Source organism: Mesorhizobium sp. LNHC229A00, assembly GCF_000502415.1.
GTDB lineage: Bacteria > Pseudomonadota > Alphaproteobacteria > Rhizobiales > Rhizobiaceae > Mesorhizobium.
Genome location: NZ_AYWQ01000010.1, coordinates 20,179 through 38,916, shown reverse-complemented (window position 1 = coordinate 38,916; position 18,738 = coordinate 20,179). Strand labels below are relative to the sequence as shown.

Below are 18,738 nucleotides of genomic sequence, written 5' to 3'. Positions count from 1 at the left end.
CNTCAGCCATTATACCGCTGGAAGACGAGCGAGGCGTTGGTGCCGCCGAAGCCGAAGGAATTGGACAGTGCCACGTCGATCTGGCGGGCGCGTGGCTTGTTCGGCACCAGGTCGATCGCGGTTTCGCGTTCTGGATTGTCGAGGTTGATGGTCGCCGGTGCGATATTGTCGCGGATGGCGAGGATCGAAAAGATCGCCTCGGCCGCGCCTGCCGCTCCCAGCAAATGGCCGATCGACGATTTGGTCGACGACATCGAGATCTTCGACGCCGCATCGCCGACCAGCCGCTCGACAGCGCCGAGTTCGATCGTATCGGCCATGGTCGAGGTGCCGTGCGCATTGATGTAGTCGACATCGGCCGGCGTAAGCTTTGCCCGGTTCAATGCCGCCGTCATGCAACGGAAAGCGCCGTCGCCATCTTCAGCCGGTGCGGTGATGTGATAGGCGTCGCCGGTCAGGCCGTAGCCGGTCACCTCGGCATAGATCTTGGCGCCGCGCGCCTTGGCATGCTCGAGCTCCTCCAGCACGAGGACGCCGGCGCCCTCGCCCATGACGAAGCCGTCACGGTCGCGGTCATAGGGCCGCGAGGCCGTTTGCGGGGTATCGTTGCGCTCGGTCGACAGCGCCCGGCACGCGGCGAAGCCGGCGAGCGACAGCCGGGTCACCGGCGATTCGGCGCCGCCAGCCAGCATGATGTCGGCATCGCCGAAGATGATCAGCCGGGCGGCGTCTCCAATGGCGTGCGCACCGGTCGAGCAAGCGGTGACGACAGCGTGGTTGGGGCCTTTCAACCCGTGCCGGATCGAAACCTGGCCCGAAACGAGATTGATGATGTTTCCGGGAATGAAGAACGGGCTGATGCGGCGCGGGCCGCGTTCCTTGAGGATGATCGCATTCTCGGCGATGCCCTCAAGACCGCCGATACCGGAGCCGATCAGCACACCGGTGGCGCAACGCTCCTCCTCGGTTGAAGGCTGCCAGCCCGAATCCTTCAGCGCTTCATCGGCGGCCGCGATCCCGTACAGGATGAAGTCGCCGATCTTGCGAAGTTCCTTCGGCTCAAGAATGGCTTCGGGATTGAGCGTGCCGTTGGAGCCGTCGCCGCGCGGAATGACGTGGGCGATCTTGCAGGCAAGATCGTCCACCTCGAACTCGGTGACGCGCTTGGCAGCGCTGCGGCCGGTCAGCAGTTCCTTCCAGCCGTGCTCGAAGCCCATACCGAACGGCGAAACCAGGCCAAGGCCCGTGACGACGACACGCCTCATCGCAGGTCCTCCCCGGTGACGACTGCGAAAAGCGTCAGGCCGAAGCCTTGTCGATGTACTTCACCGCATCGCCGACCGTCAGGATGGTCTCGGCCGCGTCATCGGGGATCTCGACGCCGAATTCTTCTTCGAACGCCATGACGAGTTCAACTGTGTCGAGGCTGTCAGCGCCCAGATCATCGATGAAGCTCGCCTGCTCCGTCACTTTGTCGGCATCGACGCCAAGGTGCTCGATGACGATCTTCTTGACGCGCTCTGCGGTGTCACTCATTTGGGGCATCCTCGTCTTTTGTTTGTCTGTCTTCGTTAGCGGGCGGAATGCCGCTAATCAAGCTGAAAGATGGTCCTGCCGGAAACGCAACGGCCACGGACCGGTTTTGCCCGAACCGCCGGGTTGCGGGCCGCATTACACGAAAAATAGCCGAGGTCCAAGCCGAAATGGTGGGTTTTCACAGCCCGTCGGTGTTGCTCTCGGACCTCGCTCAGATCATCGCCATACCGCCATTCACATGAATGGTCTGCCCGGTTACGTAGGCTGCCTCATTCGAAGCCAGATAGGCAACGGCGGATGCCACTTCGGCACTGGTGCCCATGCGCCTGGTGGGGATGGCCGCCATGATCGCCTCTTTCTGCTTGTCATTGAGCTTGTCGGTCATTGCCGATTCGATGAAGCCCGGCGCGACGCAGTTGACGGTGATGTTGCGGGTGGCGATCTCCTGCGCCAGCGATTTGGACAAGCCGATCATGCCGGCCTTGGAGGCGCAGTAATTCGCCTGGCCGGGATTGCCGGTCACCCCGACCACCGAAGTGATGTTGATGATGCGGCCATGGCGGCGGCGCATCATCGGGTGAGTGAGTTCACGGGTCAGCCGGAAAACGGCGGTGAGATTGACCTCCAGCACCGTATCCCAGTCGGTGTCCGACATGCGCACGAACAGGCCGTCCTTGGTGATGCCGGCATTGTTAACCAGGATGTCGACGCCCTCCAGATCGGCCTCCGCCTTGTGGCCGAGTGCCTTGACCTCGTCACGGTTCGACAGGTTGGCCGGGAACAGCTTGACCCGGTCGCCCAGTTCGGAGGCCAGCGTCTCCAGTTTCTCGACGCGCGTGCCGTGCAGGCCGACGGTCGCGCCTTGCGCATGCAACACCCTGGCGATCGCCTCGCCGATGCCCCCCGATGCGCCGGTGACAAGCGCCTTGCGGCCGGTCAGTTCGAACATCTCTTGTCCTCTTCTCAAATCGTACGGACGGTTATCGATAAACATCACCCCGATGGCCAATCGTTACCACCAGAATGACCAGCCGCCTGTCCTGTACATCGCAGATTACGCGGTAATCCCCAATCCGATATCTCCAAAAAGTCGTCAAAGAAGATGTCGGCGGCGAAGAATTCAAGTCACAGCGCAGCCACAGCCGCCTCCACCTCGGCTGCGGAACCCACGGAGGCGGTGGCGATGTCGCGGTTGATGCGACGAGCCAATCCTGAAAGCACCTTGCCGGCACCGATCTCGTAAAGCGTGGTGACGCCGTTGGCGCCGAACCATTCCACCGTTTCGCGCCAGCGGACGCGACCGGTCACCTGCTCGACCAGGCGCCCGGCGATCCCGTCAGGATCGGTGGACGGCTGCACCGATACGTTGGACACCACGGGAACGATGGGCGCGGTCGTTGTCACGCCGGCAAGTGCCTCACGCATGACATTGGCCGCCGGCGTCATCAGCGCGGAATGGAAGGGCGCCGAAACCTGCAGCATCAGCGCCCGTTTGGCGCCTTTTGCGGTGCACAGTTTCGCTGCCAGTTCAACCGCCGCCTTCGCCCCCGATATGACCAGTTGGCCGCCGCCATTGTCGTTCGCCACCTGGCAGACGGCCCCCTTGCCAGCCCCCAGGGCGGCCTCAACGCAGGCGGCTTCGACATCGGCCTGCTCCAACCCGATGATCGCCGCCATGGCGCCCTCGCCGGCCGGCACCGCTGCCTGCATGGCGTTGCCGCGGATGCGCAGCAGACGGGCGGCATCGGCAACGGAAACGAAGCCGGCGGCGGCGAGTGCCGAATATTCGCCCAGCGAATGGCCGGCGACATAAGCGATCTTGTCCTTCAGCGAGAAACCGCGCGTTTCCAGCGCCCTGATCGCCGCCAGCGACACCGCCATCAGCGCCGGCTGCGCATTGGCCGTCAGCGTCAACGTCTCTTCGGGACCTTCCCAGATCAGCTTCGACAGGTTTTCACCGAGCGCGTCATCGACTTCCTGGAAAATCCTGCGTGCCTCGGGAAAGGCATCGGCAAGATCCTTGCCCATGCCGACAGCCTGGCTACCCTGTCCCGGAAAGGTGAATGCAACGGCCATGCGAGGGCTCCCCTGACTGGTTTTGCTTGCCTGATACTACGAATTTTTCCTGCCTGTGACGCAAGGCAGGCCGCCAAGTCAAGCCACTTCAGCCCATGGCAATGGGCCCATCCCTGTGTGAGTGCCTGTTCCGAAAGGCTTTTTGGCGATCACACCTGATGAAAACCGCTCACGAATCGTTCGCTGGCTCTTCTTATTTCCGCCACAGGCGCTAGCTTTGCGTGACAATTATATGACAATCGAATGACGTGGGTTGTCTTCGGGCGGGAAGTTAAAGTGGCAAAGAGTTTCAAACGTGCCGGCAACGCGGCGCCGCAGTTCCTGGAAGACGATCCGTCCACCGGCTATCTGCCGGGTCGTAGATGGCCTGTTGTCCGCTACTGGCTGATCAGCCTAGCGATCTCGGCCGTCCTAGTGTTCGCCATCGAATTGATCGTGCGCGGTGATATCGCCGGCACCGTTTCCTTCTTCCTGCAGCCGTTCAAGCCGGGCTGGACAACCATCGTCGTCTTCGCGCTGGTCCTGATCGGTCTCGACGCGGTGCTCGGCCGCAGTCATCAGAGCCTGATGATCGTTGCGCCGCTGACCCTGTCGCTGGCCTTTGTCGGCCACCAGAAGTCGCATTATCTCGGCGATCCCCTCTACCCGACGGACTTCCTCTACGCCCGCCAGATCTTCGCCCTGTTGCCGCTCTTGGTGCGTGAGCGGCCAATGACGGCGCTGGCCATGGTCGCGGGCATCGTCGCCGGCCTGTCCCTGCTCGTCTATGGCTGGCGGCTATGGCGCCGCAAGATTCCGGCCCTCAGCCGCAAGGGCCGCCTTGCCCGGCTGACGTTGGCGGTGCCGCTGCTCGCCTTCTTCGTCTCGATCATGGATTACGCCACCTTCTCGTGGACCAGGGACCGGCTGCAGATCATCCCGATCATGTGGGACCAGAAGGAAAACTACGCCTCCAACGGCTTCGCGCTCGCCTTCGCGCTCAACGTGCCGATGGCGCATGTCTCGGCACCGCCGGGCTATTCCGACAAGGCGATCGCGGCGATCGAGCGGCCCGAGGTGACCGCCTCGGTGCCGGCCCAGAAGCCGGACATCATCATCGTCATGAGCGAATCCTTCTGGGATCCAACCAAGCTGCCCGGAGTCACCATTAACCCCGATCCGATGCCCAATGTGCGGGCGCTCCGCTCGGGCTCGATGTTCTCGCCCGAATTCGGCGGCATGACCGCCAACATCGAATTCGAAGCGCTGACCGGCTTTTCCAATGCTTTCCTGCCGGCCGGCAGCATCCCCTACCAGCAATATGTCCGCACCCCGACGCCGTCGATGGCGACCTTCTTGAAGAGCGAAGGCTATAGGGCGCGCGCCATCCATCCAGGCACGAACTGGTTCTGGAACCGCGGGGCGGTCTATGCCGATTTCGGTTTCAACGACTTCAAATCGGAAGAGACGCTGCCGCCCATGGAAAAGCGCGGACCGCTGGCATCCGACGCGGCGATGACCGACGAGATCATACGCGAAGCGGACGCCAGCGAGGACCCGGTGTTCTTCTTCGCCGTTAGCCTGCAGAACCACGGCCCCTATGAACCGAACCGTTATTCGAACCCGACCCATTCGGTGCAAGCGCCGATCAGCCAGTGGGCGCGCGACTCGCTGCTCTCTTACGCCGAAGGTTCAGCCGACGCGGACCGCGGCCTTGAACGGCTGATCGAATGGGCCAAGACGCGCGAGCGGCCGACGATTGTCGCGTTTTTCGGTGACCACCTGCCGCCGCTCGGACCGGTCTATGTCGAGACCGGCTTCCTGAAGGACAACGTCGCACCGCGCAAGGAACCGACGCCGGAAGCCGCCCTCGAACATCACGCGACACCGCTGATCATCTGGTCGAACCGCTCGGGCCCGGTCGAGAACCTGGGCACGGTCAGCCCCGCGTTCCTGCCCTATCATATCCTCACCGCCGCCGGCATCACCCATCCTTACTACACCGGCTTCCTGGGCGAGATGCGGGAGCGCTATCGCGTTGTCGACCGCAACCTGCTGCTCACCCCGGCCGGCGCGGCCACGCCCGACTGGTCGCGTCAGAAGGAGATCGACCCGGCGATCCGCGATTTCCAGCTGATCCAGTATGACATGATGTTCGGCAAGCGCGATGCCGCGCCCGACTTCTTCCCCGAAACGGTCGACAAGGTCGTCGCCCATACGAGTTGAACCGATCGGCGGGCAATTGATTTCCCTGCCGCCCGCCTTCGGATCAGCCAACTCAGTTCGTCAGTTGCAGCTTCGAAAATTTGTTGGCGATCTGCAGAAACACGTTCGGCAGCTTGGCCGGATCGTTGACGGCATAATAGTCGCTGGGGGTCGAGGCGCAGGCGCTGTAAAGGGTGCGGTTGGCGGCGGTGTCGGATTGTAGCACCATGGTGTAGATTTGCACGCCCTCATCCTTCAATTGAGTGCAGACGCTCTTGGTCCACCCGTCGACGTTGCGCGCCGCTGCCGTCTGGTTGTCCGATCCGAAACGGCCACCCGCGAGATAGCCATAAGATGTGTAGTCGGATTTGGTTGGCTGTTCGCTGGCGCCATAAACGACATTCTCGCCGTCGGTGAGCAGCAGCACGATCTTGCTAACGCCTGGTGTTTTCCATGGCGCGCCGTCGGTGTACGGCGCGCCAGGCGAGAGCACGCGCATGCCCCATGACAGGCCTTCGGAAACATTGGTCCCCGAGCCGTTCCACTCAGTCATCTGACTGGCTGCCTTGCGCAGTTTGTCGAAATCGCCGGTCAGGGGAACCACCGGTGTCGGACACGCACGGTTCGGGCCTACGGTGATGGCGGAGCCGGTCTCGGTGATGAGTTCCCTGGCGGGCGCGACATATTTGGCGATCTTTTCCTTGGCGGAATTTCCAGGCGCCAACACATCGCCAAGAAGATCACTGAAATCGATACGCAGGAGGTTGCCTTTCTGCTTGGCGAGCTTGGCCTTGTCGCTGACGTCGTCCAGATAGGAGTTATTGTAATATTTAGCCGAATTGCCATAGGACGCTGACGGCATCTGGGCATCTTCCGGGTCGTCCGGTGCAAAATACGGAACGAACAGAGAGTCGGGTTTGGCCGGATCGGGTGGGGTGTCCGAAATATTGTAAGCGCCCGGTCGCGCCTCGACGCAGCCCTTCCATCCTGTGCCGTTCCATCCGGGCTCGGTCCATCCATTCTCCTTGAGCTGCTTGAACAGCGCCATATGATTGGGCCGCTTGCCATCTACGACTGGGAAATTGACGCCATTGGTTGAGGATTTACCGTCCATGTCGACCCATGACGGATCGAATTCGTCGCCATTGACGTTGACGGCCGTGACGAAAGGAACCAGCGAGGCGCGGACCTCGCGCGTCGGCGACTTTGTCGCTTCAAGCGTGTCCAGCAACGATTTCGTCGCTGTTCTCAGCGCGGCAATGCGGACGCCTGCCATAGAACCGGTATTGTCCAGCACCAGCACGACTTCGAGCTGATTGTTCGATTCGACCGCCGAGGCATCGACCACGATGTGCTTGCTCTGACCAAACAGGAAAGCGAAATTCAAGCCGACGTCGGCCGAGGCCACCGCCTTGGTCTTGATGAAATTGACGCCCCGGTCGACGGCCAGGGTCGCCTTGGCGTTGACGAGTTCGCCATGCCCGGCGATGTTGGCCTGGAAATAGCGGTCGAAAGCATCGGTGCGGGTAATGTCCAGATCGCCAAGATGGGAAGAGGCAAGATTTGCCGCATCGAGTGCATTCTGCAGGTTGCTCTTTGCCCGCATCATGGTCGAGACGTCGGTCGCGAAGGCCACGGCCGACAGAATGGCCGGCAGCCCCAATCCCATCAGAAGCGCGAAATTGCCGCTCTTCGAGCGCCAGAATCTGTTGAGAAGCATCCTTACCCCGCAAATGCTTGCCGCTCGATATGCGCGGTTATCGGGCTTTTGCGCCTTGCATGATGAATCGACCGTTGACGGCGTGGCTCAACCCTGCACAACCTGACATTGTGGTTAAGGGCCGGTTGCCGGGAAATCGCCAGGCCTTGCCGGCGCTGCCACCTCGTCCTTGCGGCCTGCGACATCAGGGAATGGCGCTTGGCCTTGCTTTATCAGCGGATTGGTTTATAGACGCCGCCAATCTGCCGGTCCCAGCTGGGGGCTGAACGGAGGGCCGGAGGTTTTTTGAAAACCTTCGTGTGAAGCCAGAAGCGCTTCCGCCTCCCGTGTCTCCGCTCTCGACCGTCTCGTCATGCTCCTTTCTTCCCCGCGCCTTTGAGGCACATGCGGGTCAGAGAAGTTGCAGAGGCTTTTGCCGCCGGGAACCGGGAGAGAAACGAAGAAAGGCACTGAACCATAATGGCTCTTTACGAACATGTGTTTCTTGCCCGGCAGGACCTCTCGCAGCAGCAGGTCGATGCGCTTGTCGAACAGTACAAGGGTGTCATCTCAGCGAATGGCGGGTCCGTCGGCCGGGTCGAGAACTGGGGACTGAAGTCCCTCACCTACCGGGTCAACAAGAACCGGAAGGCATACTACACGCTGATGGACCTCACCTGCCCGCCGGCAGCGCTCAACGAGATGGAGCGCCAGATGGGTCTGTCCGAGGACGTGCTGCGTTTCCTGACCATCAAGGTCGAGGCGCATGAGGAAGGCCCTTCGGCCATGATGCAGAAGCGCGAAGAGCGCTCCGAGCGCGGTGGCTTCGGCGATCGCGACCGTGGCGATCGGCCGGCCCGCAGCTTCGGCGACCGCGGCGATCGTGGCCCGCGTTCGTTCGGCGATCGCGAAGGCGGCGACCGTGGTCCGCGCCGTCCGCGCGAAGGTTTTGAAGGGGGTGCAGAATAATGGTCGACATCAACCAGATCCCGACCCGGCGCCCTTTCCATCGCCGCCGCAAGACCTGCCCGTTCTCCGGCGCCAACGCCCCGAAGATCGACTACAAGGACGTGCGTCTTTTGCAGCGCTACATTTCCGAGCGCGGCAAGATCGTGCCGTCGCGCATCACCGCCGTCAGCCAGAAGAAGCAGCGCGAGCTCGCCAAGGCGATCAAGCGCGCCCGTTTCCTCGGCCTGCTGCCCTACGTGGTTCGCTAAGTCTTCCGAACGGGCGGTTCGCCGCCCGTTCCTGTCACCGGCCATGACGGGCATGACCGGTTAGCGTCAAATCCCGAGTTGAGGTCAATACCTCTAACTGCCGCGACAGGCAGGACAGCGACACCGGCGGCAACGCCCTTTTGCTTCCTGACCTGTTCCAGAGAATTCGGCGTCGGCCTTGTGGGCGGACGCCCAACCAAAAGGAACATAATCATGGACGTCATCCTTCTCGAACGCGTCTCCCGCCTCGGCCAGATGGGCGATACCGTCAAGGTCAAGGACGGTTTTGCCCGCAACTTCCTGCTGCCGCAGGGCAAGGCGTTGCGCGCCAACGAAGCCAACAAAAAGAAGTTCGAAGGCCAGCGCGCCCAGCTCGAAGCCCGCAACCTCGAGCGCAAGTCGGAAGCCGCAGAGGTTGCCGAAAAGCTCGACGGCAAGAGCTTCATCGCCGTTCGCTCGGCTGGTGAAACCGGTCAGCTCTACGGTTCGGTGTCGACGCGCGACATCGCCGACCTGCTGATCGCGGAAGGCTTCACGGTCAACCGCAACCAGATCCAGCTCAACCAGCCAATCAAGACCATCGGTGTCACCAATGTGGCGATCGCGCTGCATCCGGAAGTCGAAGTCACCATCACCCTCAACATCGCCCGCACGGCTGACGAAGCCGAGCGCCAGTCCAAGGGCGAGACGCTGACCACCGCCGAAGCCATTTATGGCGACGACATCAACGACAATGCGCGGCCGGAAAACTTCTTCGATCCGAATGCCGAGTTCGAAGGCGGCGAAGAAAACGCCTGATCACATGCGCTCCGAGCGCCGGACCGGCGCTCCGATCATGCTGTCGATTTCCAGTCATTTCTGGACCAATGCCCGGGCCTCTCGCCCGGGCATTTTTGTGCCAAAAGGAACTTTTCGAAACCCTATATATTGATGCAGAGTAGGACAGCCTGTCTGACCGTGAGGGGACACCGGACCATGAATATTCTGTTGAAGCGCGTTCTCGACCGCCTTGTGCGCACGGGCAGTCTCAAGGTAACCGGGCCGAAAGGCACGACATTCATCTTCGGCGACGGCAGCGGCGAGCTGGTGCACATGCACATCAAGACCCGCCATGCCGAGCGCGCCATCACCTTCGATCCGATGCTGGCGGTGCCTGAATCCTACATGGACGGCGAGCTGGACATTCTGGAAGGCGGCGTGCTCGGACTGATGCGCATTGCCTTCCAGAACATGGGCAGCGGCGGCATCGACGCGACATGGTCGAAAGCCATTGAGGGCCTTCGCCACGCCTTCCGCCGCCTACAGCAGATCAACACCGCCGCGCGCTCGCGCCGCAACGTGCAACGCCACTACGATCTGTCGGGCGAGCTTTACCGGCTCTTCCTCGATGAGGACATGCAGTATTCCTGTGCCTATTTCGAGCAGCCGGACATGACGCTCGACGAGGCGCAGGCCGCAAAGAAACGTCATATCGCCGCCAAGCTCAGGCTGAAGGCCGGCCAGACGGTGCTCGACATCGGCTCTGGCTGGGGCGGGCTCGGCCTCTATCTGGCCAAGGCCTTCGATGTCGACGTGCAGGGCGTGACGCTGTCGACGGAACAGCATGGCGTCGCCACCGACCGGGCCCATGCGCAAGCGCTGGAAAACCACGTCCATTTCGAATTGAAGGACTATCGCGAGCTCAACGAACGCTTCGACCGCATTGTCTCGGTCGGCATGTTCGAGCATGTCGGGGTCAACCATTACCGCACCTTCTTCGACAAGGCGGCAACATTGCTGAAGCCTGATGGCGTCATGCTTTTGCACACGATCGGCCGCTCCGGCGTGCCTTGGGCGACCAGCGCCTTCATCCGCAAGTATATTTTCCCGGGCGGTTACATCCCGGCAATGTCCGAGGTGCTGCCGGCGATCGAAAAGTCCGGCCTCGTGGTCACCGACGTCGAGATCCTGCGGCTTCATTATGCCGACACGCTGAAGCATTGGGGCCAGCGCTTCGCCGCCAACCGGGACAAGGCAAAGGCGATCTATGACGAACGTTTCTGCCGCATGTGGGAGTTCTATCTGGCCGCCTCGGAAGCTGCCTTCCGTTGGCAGGACTTGGTGATTTTCCAGTTCCAGATCACCAAGAAGAACGACACGCTGCCGATGACGCGCGACTATATGGGCAAATGCGAGAAGGCGCTGGAGTTGCGTGACATGGGCCGCCGCGAGGCGGCTCCTGTCGAGAAGTCCGCCAAGCCCGCCCGCCGACGCAAGGTGGCGGAATAGGGACAGCGCTGACGGGACGCATTATTGGCGCTTGCCATTGCAGGCTCCTGCCCCGAAAAGGGCCTCGTGATCGTCGCGAGGCCCTTTTCATGACCTATCTCCTCTACACAGCCGCGGCGCTTGCCGAGATCGCCGGCTGCTTTTCGGTGTGGGCGTGGTGGCGGCTGGAGAAGTCGCCGCTCTGGCTGCTGCCTGGCTTTGCCTCTCTGATTGTGTTCGCCTGGCTTGTGGCGTTGGTCGGCACCAATGCGGCCGGCCGCGCCTATGCCGCGTATGGCGGTATCTACATCGCTGCCTCGCTCGCCTGGTTGTGGCTGGCCGAGGGCGTGCGGCCAGATCGCTGGGACCTTGCCGGCGCGGCGCTCTGCATGGCTGGCGCCTCGATCATCCTGCTTGCACCGAGAGGGGCATAGCCGTGGAGCTGCCGGCCGCTCTTCGGCAGGCTGTCGATCGCCTTTTGGAAAAGGTGCCGCTGCCGGACCTGAAACAGGCGGCGAAAACCCTGTCCGACCGCTACCGCGCCGAATTGCGCGACGGTCGGCTGCATATGGCGCAGGACATGGCGGTCAAGGCCTATCTGGCGACGCGGATGCCGGCGACCTACGCCGCGGTCCGCGCCAGCCTCGATGCGCTCGCCGAAGCCCGGCCGGATTTCGCACCCGCGACCTTGCTCGACGTCGGCGCCGGCCCCGGCACCGTGCTTTGGGCCACCAGTGATCTCTGGCCTGAACTGGAACTGGCCACGCTGCTTGAGGCGAGTGCCGCGGTACGCAAGGTCGGTGAGACGCTTGCCGCCGATGCGATCACGGCGCGGACCGTCTGGCGGGCCGGCGATGTCACGACGGACATTGCCGACCTCCAGTCCGCCGACCTCGTCACATGCGCCTATGTGCTGGACGAGATCGCGCCGGCGTCCCTGCCCAAACTGGTCGACCGGCTATGGCAACTCACCAGGGACACGCTGTTGATTGTCGAGCCGGGCACGCCGGCGGGCTGGCTGCGCATTCTAGCTGTACGCGCACAATTGATCGCGGCCGGCGCGCATGTGCTGGCGCCCTGTCCGCACGAGGCGCCCTGCCCGCTCAAACCGCCGGACTGGTGCCACTTTTCCCGCCGCGTCGCCCGCTCGCGCCTGCACCGCCTGGCCAAAGAGGCGGAAGTACCGTGGGAAGATGAGAAATTCATCTATGTCGCCGCTTCGCGCCAGCCGGCTGCCTTCCGCGCCGCGCGGGTCGTCGCGCCGCCGAAATCCGGTTCCGGCAAGGTCGTGCTCAAGCTTTGCGAGGCAAACGGCAGCGCCAGCGAAAGGCTCTTCACCAAGCGCGACGGTGACGCGTTCAAGGTGGCGCGGCGGGCGGATTGGGGCGATTCAATGGCATGAGGATGAAAGAGACGCGACAGCCTTGCAATGCGGTGTCAGCAGCGCTCACTTTCCTGTTTTGTTCTCCTGCGAAAAATGCTAAGTTCGCAACTCTCGATTCGAGTCAATTGCGATTCTTTCCACCGAAAAATTTTGGCTGTGAATCGCGCGTACCAAAGCCGCTTCTTCACGGGCTGTTGCAGATAAGTCAGCACTGACTTGTCCAGTTCTGATATCGACAGACGGGGATTGAAATCGGGGACATCATGGCAGAGGCAGCACGAAAATTCAGCGTGGCGGAGCAACCGCTCTATCGCGAATCGCCCAACAACATCGAGGCCGAGCAGGCGCTGCTTGGCGCTATACTCGTCAACAACGACGCCTTCTACCGGGTGTCCGACTTCCTGAAGTCCGGCCATTTCTACGAACCCCTGCACCGCAAGATCTACGATGTCGCGGCCGAGCTGATCCGGATGGGCAAGGCGGCGACGCCGATCACGCTCAAGACCTTCCTGCCCGCCGACGAAAAGGTCGGCGACATGACGGTAGCGCAGTATGTGGTGCGGCTGGCGGTGGAAGCCGTCACCGTCGTCAACGCCACCGACTACGGCCGCGCCATTTATGATCTGGCGACGCGCCGGGCGCTGATCACCGTCGGCGAGGACATGGTCAACATCGCTTATGACGCCCCTGTCGACATGTCGCCTTCCGAACAGATCGAGGACGCGGAGCGCCGCCTGTTCGAGCTGGCCGAGACCGGGCGCTATGACGGCGGCTTCGAGAGCTTCACCGACGCGGTCAAGACCGCGGTCGACATGGCCAACGCCGCCTATATGCGTGACGGCGGTCTATCGGGCCTCGCCACCGGCATGCGCGATCTCGACCGCCGCATGGGCGGCCTGCAGTCGTCCGATCTGATCATCATCGCCGGCCGTCCAGGCATGGGCAAGACATCACTCGCCACCAACATCGCCTTCAACATCGCCGAGATGTATGAGCCGGCGCAGCAGGCCGATGGCTCATTCAAGGCGGCCAATGGCGGCGTGGTCGGTTTTTTCTCGCTCGAAATGTCGTCCGAACAGCTCGCAACCCGCATCATTTCCGAACAGACGGAAATCTCGTCCTCCAAGATCCGCCGCGGCGAAATCAGCGAAATGGACTTCGAAAAGCTGGTCGCCTGTTCTCAGACCATGCAGAAGATCCCGCTGTTCATCGACCAGACCGGCGGTATTTCCATTGCCCAGTTGTCTGCCCGTGCGCGTCGTCTGAAGCGCCAGCGCGGCCTAGACCTGATCGTCATCGACTATATTCAGCTGATGCAGGGTTCATCCGCCAAGTCTTCGCAGAACCGCGTGCAGGAAATCACCGAGATCACCACGGGCCTGAAGGCTCTGGCCAAGGAGCTGGCCGTGCCGATCATCGCGCTGTCGCAGCTCTCGCGTCAGGTCGAAAGCCGCGACGACAAGCGCCCGCAGCTCTCCGACCTGCGCGAATCCGGTTCGATCGAGCAGGACGCCGACGTCGTCATGTTCGTCTATCGCGAGGAATATTACCTCAAGAACCGCGAGCCGAAGCTCGGCACCGAGGAATACGTCAAGTGGGAAAACGACATGAACGAGATGCGCGGCAAGGCCGAGGTGATCGTGGCCAAGCAGCGCCATGGGCCGACTGGCTCTGTCACGCTCGCCTTCCACGGCGAATTCACCCGCTTCTCCGATCTCGCGGAAGAGCACCATATCGCGGAAAGGTTTGAGTAGCCTCTTGCCAGCGACCTCGCCGATAGCAACGGGTCTCGACGCTCTGCGCCGCCCTCTGTCCTGCCGGACATCTCCTCTACATGGGGGGAGATTGGCTGTCGCGCGCGGCGCCCGCCGGCGGGCGGGAAGGTAAAGCGTGGTCAAATCCCGCGTCCAGTTCATCTGCCAGAATTGCGGTTCGGTGCATCAGCGCTGGGCCGGCAAATGCGATGCCTGCGGCGAGTGGAACACGCTGGTCGAGGAAGGCACATCTGGCGGCATCGGCTCGGGCCCTGCCAACACGCGCAATGCCCGCAAGGGCCGCGCGGTGGTGCTGACAACGCTTTCGGGCGATATCGAGGACGCGCCGCGTATCATCTCAGGCATCGGTGAACTCGACCGCGCCACTGGTGGCGGTTTCGTTCGGGGCTCGGCACTTCTGGTCGGCGGCGATCCCGGTATCGGCAAATCGACGCTGCTCACCCAGGCCGCGGCCGCCCTTGCCTCCAAGGGCCATCGCATCGTCTATGTCTCGGGCGAAGAGGCAGTTGCCCAGATCAGGCTGCGTGCGCAGAGGCTCGGCGTCGCCTCGGCCCCGGTTGAACTCGCGGCCGAGACCAATGTCGAGGATATCCTTGCCACGATCGCCGACGGCAAGCGGCCCGATCTGGTCATCCTCGATTCGATCCAGACGCTGTGGACCGACTTGGCCGATTCGGCGCCAGGCACCGTCACACAGGTGCGCGCCGCCGCCCAGGCGATGATCCGCTACGCGAAATCCACGGGTGCCGCCATCGTGCTGGTCGGCCATGTCACCAAGGAAGGCCAGATCGCGGGTCCGCGCGTGGTCGAGCACATGGTTGACGGCGTGCTCTATTTCGAGGGCGAAGGCGGCCACCACTTCCGCATCCTGCGCACGGTGAAGAACCGCTTCGGACCGACCGACGAGATCGGGGTCTTCGAAATGTCGGACAAAGGTCTGCGCGAGGTCTCCAATCCATCCGAGCTTTTCCTTGGCGAACGGCACGCGAAATCGCCGGGAGCAGCGGTTTTCGCCGGCATGGAAGGCACCAGGCCGGTTCTGGTCGAAATCCAGGCACTGGTCGCGGCCTCCTCGCTTGGCACCCCGCGCCGGGCGGTGGTCGGCTGGGACGGCGCGCGGCTGTCGATGATCCTGGCAGTGCTGGAAGCGCATTGCGGTGTCCGTTTCGGGCAGCATGACGTCTACCTCAACGTCGCCGGCGGCTACCGCATCAGCGAGCCGGCAGCCGATCTCGCGGTCGCAGCCGCACTGGTTTCCTCGCTCACTGGTCTTGCCCTCCCCGCCGATTGCGTCTATTTCGGCGAAATCAGCCTTTCGGGCGCGGTGAGGCCGGTGGCGCATGCGCAGCAGCGTCTCAAGGAAGCCGAAAAGCTGGGTTTTGGTAGCGCGGTTCTGCCCTTGGGCAGCGAGGAACTTGCTGGGGGGATCGGGGCCGGCGCTTTCCAACCGACCGAGCTTGCCGACCTCGTGGCGCGCATAGCCGGCTCACGGCGGGGCCGTGCCGACGATGAAGAATGACGCGGCTCGTCGAGTCGTGAACAAGAGATCGGAGTGGGGCCAAAGACATGCCGATTACGCTGCTTGACGGAATTCTCGTCGGCTTCACCCTGGTCTCGGCGATGCTCGCCATGGTTCGCGGCTTTTCGCGCGAGGTGCTTTCGGTCGTCTCCTGGGCGGCGGCGGCGGCGGCGGCCTTCTTCTTCTACAAACCGGTCCTGCCCTACCTGAAGCCCTATGTCGACAATGAGAAGATCGCCATGGCGGCGGCCGCAGGCGTGGTCTTCATCATCGCGCTGATCGTGGTTTCGGTCATCACCATGAAGCTTGCCGACTGGATCATCGATTCGCGCATCGGCGCCCTCGACCGCACGCTCGGCTTCCTCTACGGCGCCGCGCGCGGCGTCCTGGTCGTCGCGGTGGCGTTGCTGTTCTTCAACTGGCTGGCCGGCGCCAAGGCCCCGGCCTGGGTCACGGAAGCCAAGTCGCGGCCGCTGCTGGAACAGATCGGCGCCAAGCTCGAGAGCCTGCTGCCAGAGGACCCGGAAAACGCCATCCTCAAGAAGCTCAATCCGAATCAGCCGGCCGTCGAGACGCCCGTCGCGCCCGACGCACCGGCGGCGGATGCACCAGCCGGCGGCGACGACGCCAATGCGCCAGCGCCCGATGACAACGACGCCGGTCCTGCCGACAACACCGCCAAGCCGGCGCCAGCGCCCGCCAACTGAGGTCCGAACGCGGCGTCTGACGATCGATCCATGTGAACGATCGCATGCAGTGCGTTGCTTTCGACGCGCGACCGCCTTATATGGCGATTTTAGCGGAGCTTAAGATGGCAGACGCAGACGACGTGCTTTCCGCCGAGGCTGACGATCATTTCCATGACGAGTGCGGCGTGTTCGGCATCTTTGGCCGGCAGGACGCGGCGGCCATCGTCACACTCGGCCTGCATGCGCTGCAGCATCGAGGTCAGGAAGCGGCCGGCATCGTCTCCTATGACGGCACCCAATTCCATGTCGAACGCCATGTCGGCCTGATCGGCGACACCTTCACCAAGCAGCGCGTCATCGACAGCCTGCAAGGCAACCGCGCCATCGGCCATACGCGCTACGCGACCACCGGCGGCGCCGGCATGCGCAACATCCAACCCTTCTTCGCCGAATTGGCCGATGGCGGCTTTGCCGTCGCCCATAACGGCAACCTCACCAACGCCATGACGGTACAGCGCGCGCTGCAGAAACAAGGCGCGATCTTCTCCTCCACCTCCGACACCGAGACGCTTTTGCATCTGGTCGCGACCAGCAAGGAGCGCGACCTCAACTCGCGCTTCATCGACGCGGTGCGCCAGGTCGAGGGCGCCTTCTCGCTGGTGGCGATGACGGCCAAGAAGATGATCGGCTGCCGCGATCCGCTCGGCATCCGCCCGCTGGTGCTGGGCGATCTCGACGGCGCCTGGATCCTGGCCTCCGAGACCTGTGCGCTCGACATCATCGGCGCGCGTTTCGTGCGCGACCTGAAGCCCGGCGAGATGGTCGTCGTCACCTCCAAGGGCATTGAGAGCCTGTTCCCGTTCGAACCGCAGAAGACTCGCTTCTGCATCTTCGAATATGTCTATTTCGCCCGACCCGACTCCTCGGTCGAGGGCCGCAATGTCTATGAGGTGCGCAAGCGCATCGGCGCGGAACTGGCGCAGGAAAATCCGGTCGACGCCGATATCGTCGTACCGGTGCCGGACTCGGGCACGCCGGCGGCAATCGGATTCAGCCAGGCGGCGGGCATTCCCTTCGAACTCGGCATCATCCGCAACCACTATGTCGGCCGCACCTTCATCCAGCCCGGCGATTCGATCCGCCATATGGGCGTCAAGCTCAAGCACAACGCCAATCGCCGCATGATCGAGGGCAAGCGCGTGGTGCTGGTCGACGACAGCATCGTGCGCGGCACCACCAGCCAGAAGATCGTGCAGATGGTGCGGGACGCCGGCGCCAAGGAAGTGCACATGCGCATCGCCTCGCCGCCGACCAGCGCATCATGCTTCTATGGCGTCGACACGCCGGAGAAGTCGAAGCTGCTGGCTTCGCGCATGTCGGTGGAAGAGATGGCCGAGTTCATTCGGGTCGATTCGCTCGGTTTCCTGTCGATCAACGGGCTCTACCGCGCCGTCGGCGAGGCGAGCCGCGACGATGAGCAGCCGCAGTTCTGCGACGCGTGCTTCACCGGCCAGTATCCGACCCGCCTGCTCGACTTCGAAGGCCACGACAATGTGCGCACGCTGTCGCTGCTGGCGACAAGCGGGGCGTAGAATTGCCGGATTGTCATCAGCCTTAGCCAGAGTTCCGGAAGCCATCGCATGACCCTCGACCTTACCGGCCGCGTTGCGGTCGTCACCGGCGCCTCGCGCGGCATTGGCTATTTCATCGCCAGGGAATTGGCTGCCGCCGGCGCGCATGTCATCGCGGTTGCCCGCACCGTCGGCGGGCTGGAAGAACTCGACGACCAGATCAAGGCGGCCGGCGGCCAGGCGACATTGGTGCCGCTTGATCTCGCCGACATGGCCGGCATCGACCGGCTGGGCGGCGCCATCCACGAGCGCTGGGGCAAGCTCGACATCCTCGTCGCCAATGCCGGCGTGCTTGGCGTCATCTCGCCGATCGGCCATGTCGAGGCCAAGACCTTCGAAAAGGTGATGACCATCAACGTCACCTCGACCTGGCGGCTGATCCGTTCGGTCGACCCGCTGCTGCGGCTTTCGGATGCCGGCCGGGTGATTATCCTGTCGTCCAACGTGGCGCATTCGGCGCGCGCCTTCTGGGCGCCTTACGCGGCATCGAAGGCGGCGGTGGAGACCATGATGCGCTCCTGGGCGCATGAGACGCAAAGCCTGCCGCTGCGCGTCAATGCAGCCGATCCCGGCGCCACCCGCACCGCGATGCGCGCGCAAGCCGTGCCCGGTGAGGATCCCGAGACATTGCCGCACCCCTCCGAGATCGCCAAACGCATCGTGCCGCTGGCCAGCCCGGACCTCAAAGAGACCGGGCTGATCTTCCAGGCCAAGCACAACCGCTTCGTCGCCTACCGGCAACCGGAATAAAAGCCGGTTCGAAACGGATTAAAACAGCCTT

The 18,738-nt window shown here is 63.0% G+C and carries 17 protein-coding genes and 1 pseudogene; 12 read left to right on the top strand and 6 right to left on the bottom strand.

The window, feature by feature from the left end:
- Positions 1 to 2: 2 nt before the first annotated feature.
- The 5 genes and pseudogenes from fabF to fabD form a co-directional block, all read right to left on the bottom strand.
- Positions 3 to 1,265 carry a beta-ketoacyl-ACP synthase II gene (fabF, locus tag X742_RS149730; RefSeq protein WP_023773396.1) on the bottom strand — a complete coding sequence of 421 codons (1,263 nt, stop codon included), beginning with the start codon at positions 1,263 to 1,265 and terminating at the stop codon, positions 3 to 5.
- Between the two features lie 34 nt (positions 1,266 to 1,299).
- Complete coding sequence (locus tag X742_RS149735; RefSeq protein WP_006203723.1) at positions 1,300 to 1,536, bottom strand: acyl carrier protein; 237 nt, start codon at positions 1,534 to 1,536, stop codon at positions 1,300 to 1,302.
- A gap of 211 nt (positions 1,537 to 1,747) precedes the next feature.
- On the bottom strand, positions 1,748 to 2,485 hold the full coding sequence (fabG, locus tag X742_RS149740; protein ID WP_023773395.1) for a 3-oxoacyl-[acyl-carrier-protein] reductase: 738 nt from the start codon (positions 2,483 to 2,485) through the stop codon (positions 1,748 to 1,750).
- Positions 2,486 to 2,516: 31 nt separating this feature from the next.
- Positions 2,517 to 2,624 (bottom strand): annotated as a pseudogene (locus X742_RS1000000175835) (type II toxin-antitoxin system RelE/ParE family toxin); the annotation flags it as partial.
- Positions 2,625 to 2,661: 37 nt separating this feature from the next.
- Complete coding sequence (gene fabD / locus X742_RS149745; protein ID WP_023773393.1) at positions 2,662 to 3,612, bottom strand: ACP S-malonyltransferase; 951 nt, start codon at positions 3,610 to 3,612, stop codon at positions 2,662 to 2,664.
- Between the two features lie 243 nt (positions 3,613 to 3,855).
- Between fabD and X742_RS149750 the strand changes: the two genes are divergently transcribed.
- Entirely contained in the window at positions 3,856 to 5,817 is a 1,962-nt protein-coding gene (locus X742_RS149750; protein WP_023773392.1) for an LTA synthase family protein, read from the top strand.
- Positions 5,818 to 5,869: 52 nt separating this feature from the next.
- On the opposite strand, the gene X742_RS149755 is transcribed toward X742_RS149750, so the two are convergent.
- Positions 5,870 to 7,516, bottom strand: a complete 1,647-nt coding sequence (locus X742_RS149755) for a pilus assembly protein (protein ID WP_023773391.1) — start codon at positions 7,514 to 7,516, stop codon at positions 5,870 to 5,872.
- Between the two features lie 459 nt (positions 7,517 to 7,975).
- Between X742_RS149755 and rpsF the strand changes: the two genes are divergently transcribed.
- From rpsF to X742_RS149810, 11 genes are all read left to right on the top strand, one after another.
- Positions 7,976 to 8,464: a 30S ribosomal protein S6 gene (gene rpsF, locus X742_RS149760; RefSeq protein WP_015318508.1), complete on the top strand. Its 489-nt coding sequence runs from the start codon at positions 7,976 to 7,978 to the stop codon at positions 8,462 to 8,464.
- On the top strand, positions 8,464 to 8,712 hold the full coding sequence (gene rpsR / locus X742_RS149765; RefSeq protein WP_006203718.1) for a 30S ribosomal protein S18: 249 nt from the start codon (positions 8,464 to 8,466) through the stop codon (positions 8,710 to 8,712). Before rpsF ends, rpsR begins: the two co-directional genes overlap by 1 nt.
- A 213-nt stretch (positions 8,713 to 8,925) precedes the next feature.
- Complete coding sequence (gene rplI / locus X742_RS149770; protein ID WP_023773390.1) at positions 8,926 to 9,510, top strand: 50S ribosomal protein L9; 585 nt, start codon at positions 8,926 to 8,928, stop codon at positions 9,508 to 9,510.
- A 177-nt stretch (positions 9,511 to 9,687) separates the two neighbouring features.
- Entirely contained in the window at positions 9,688 to 10,980 is a 1,293-nt protein-coding gene (locus X742_RS149775; protein ID WP_023773389.1) for a cyclopropane-fatty-acyl-phospholipid synthase family protein, read from the top strand.
- A gap of 89 nt (positions 10,981 to 11,069) precedes the next feature.
- Positions 11,070 to 11,393 carry a YnfA family protein gene (locus X742_RS149780; RefSeq protein ID WP_023773388.1) on the top strand — a complete coding sequence of 108 codons (324 nt, stop codon included), beginning with the start codon at positions 11,070 to 11,072 and terminating at the stop codon, positions 11,391 to 11,393.
- Positions 11,394 to 11,395: 2 nt separating this feature from the next.
- Entirely contained in the window at positions 11,396 to 12,361 is a 966-nt protein-coding gene (locus X742_RS149785; RefSeq protein WP_023773387.1) for a small ribosomal subunit Rsm22 family protein, read from the top strand.
- Between the two features lie 245 nt (positions 12,362 to 12,606).
- Complete coding sequence (locus X742_RS149790) at positions 12,607 to 14,097, top strand: replicative DNA helicase (RefSeq protein ID WP_023773386.1); 1,491 nt, start codon at positions 12,607 to 12,609, stop codon at positions 14,095 to 14,097.
- A 136-nt stretch (positions 14,098 to 14,233) separates the two neighbouring features.
- Positions 14,234 to 15,637: a DNA repair protein RadA gene (radA, locus tag X742_RS149795; RefSeq protein ID WP_023773385.1), complete on the top strand. Its 1,404-nt coding sequence runs from the start codon at positions 14,234 to 14,236 to the stop codon at positions 15,635 to 15,637.
- A 47-nt stretch (positions 15,638 to 15,684) separates the two neighbouring features.
- Positions 15,685 to 16,344 carry a CvpA family protein gene (locus X742_RS149800; protein ID WP_023773384.1) on the top strand — a complete coding sequence of 220 codons (660 nt, stop codon included), beginning with the start codon at positions 15,685 to 15,687 and terminating at the stop codon, positions 16,342 to 16,344.
- 104 nt (positions 16,345 to 16,448) lie between these two features.
- The gene (gene purF, locus X742_RS149805) at positions 16,449 to 17,918 is read left to right on the top strand and encodes an amidophosphoribosyltransferase (protein ID WP_023773383.1); all 1,470 of its coding nucleotides are present in this window, start codon (positions 16,449 to 16,451) and stop codon (positions 17,916 to 17,918) included.
- A gap of 48 nt (positions 17,919 to 17,966) precedes the next feature.
- A complete protein-coding gene (locus X742_RS149810; protein WP_023773382.1) occupies positions 17,967 to 18,707 on the top strand; it encodes an SDR family NAD(P)-dependent oxidoreductase in 741 nt (246 codons plus the stop codon).
- Positions 18,708 to 18,738 lie beyond the last annotated feature (31 nt).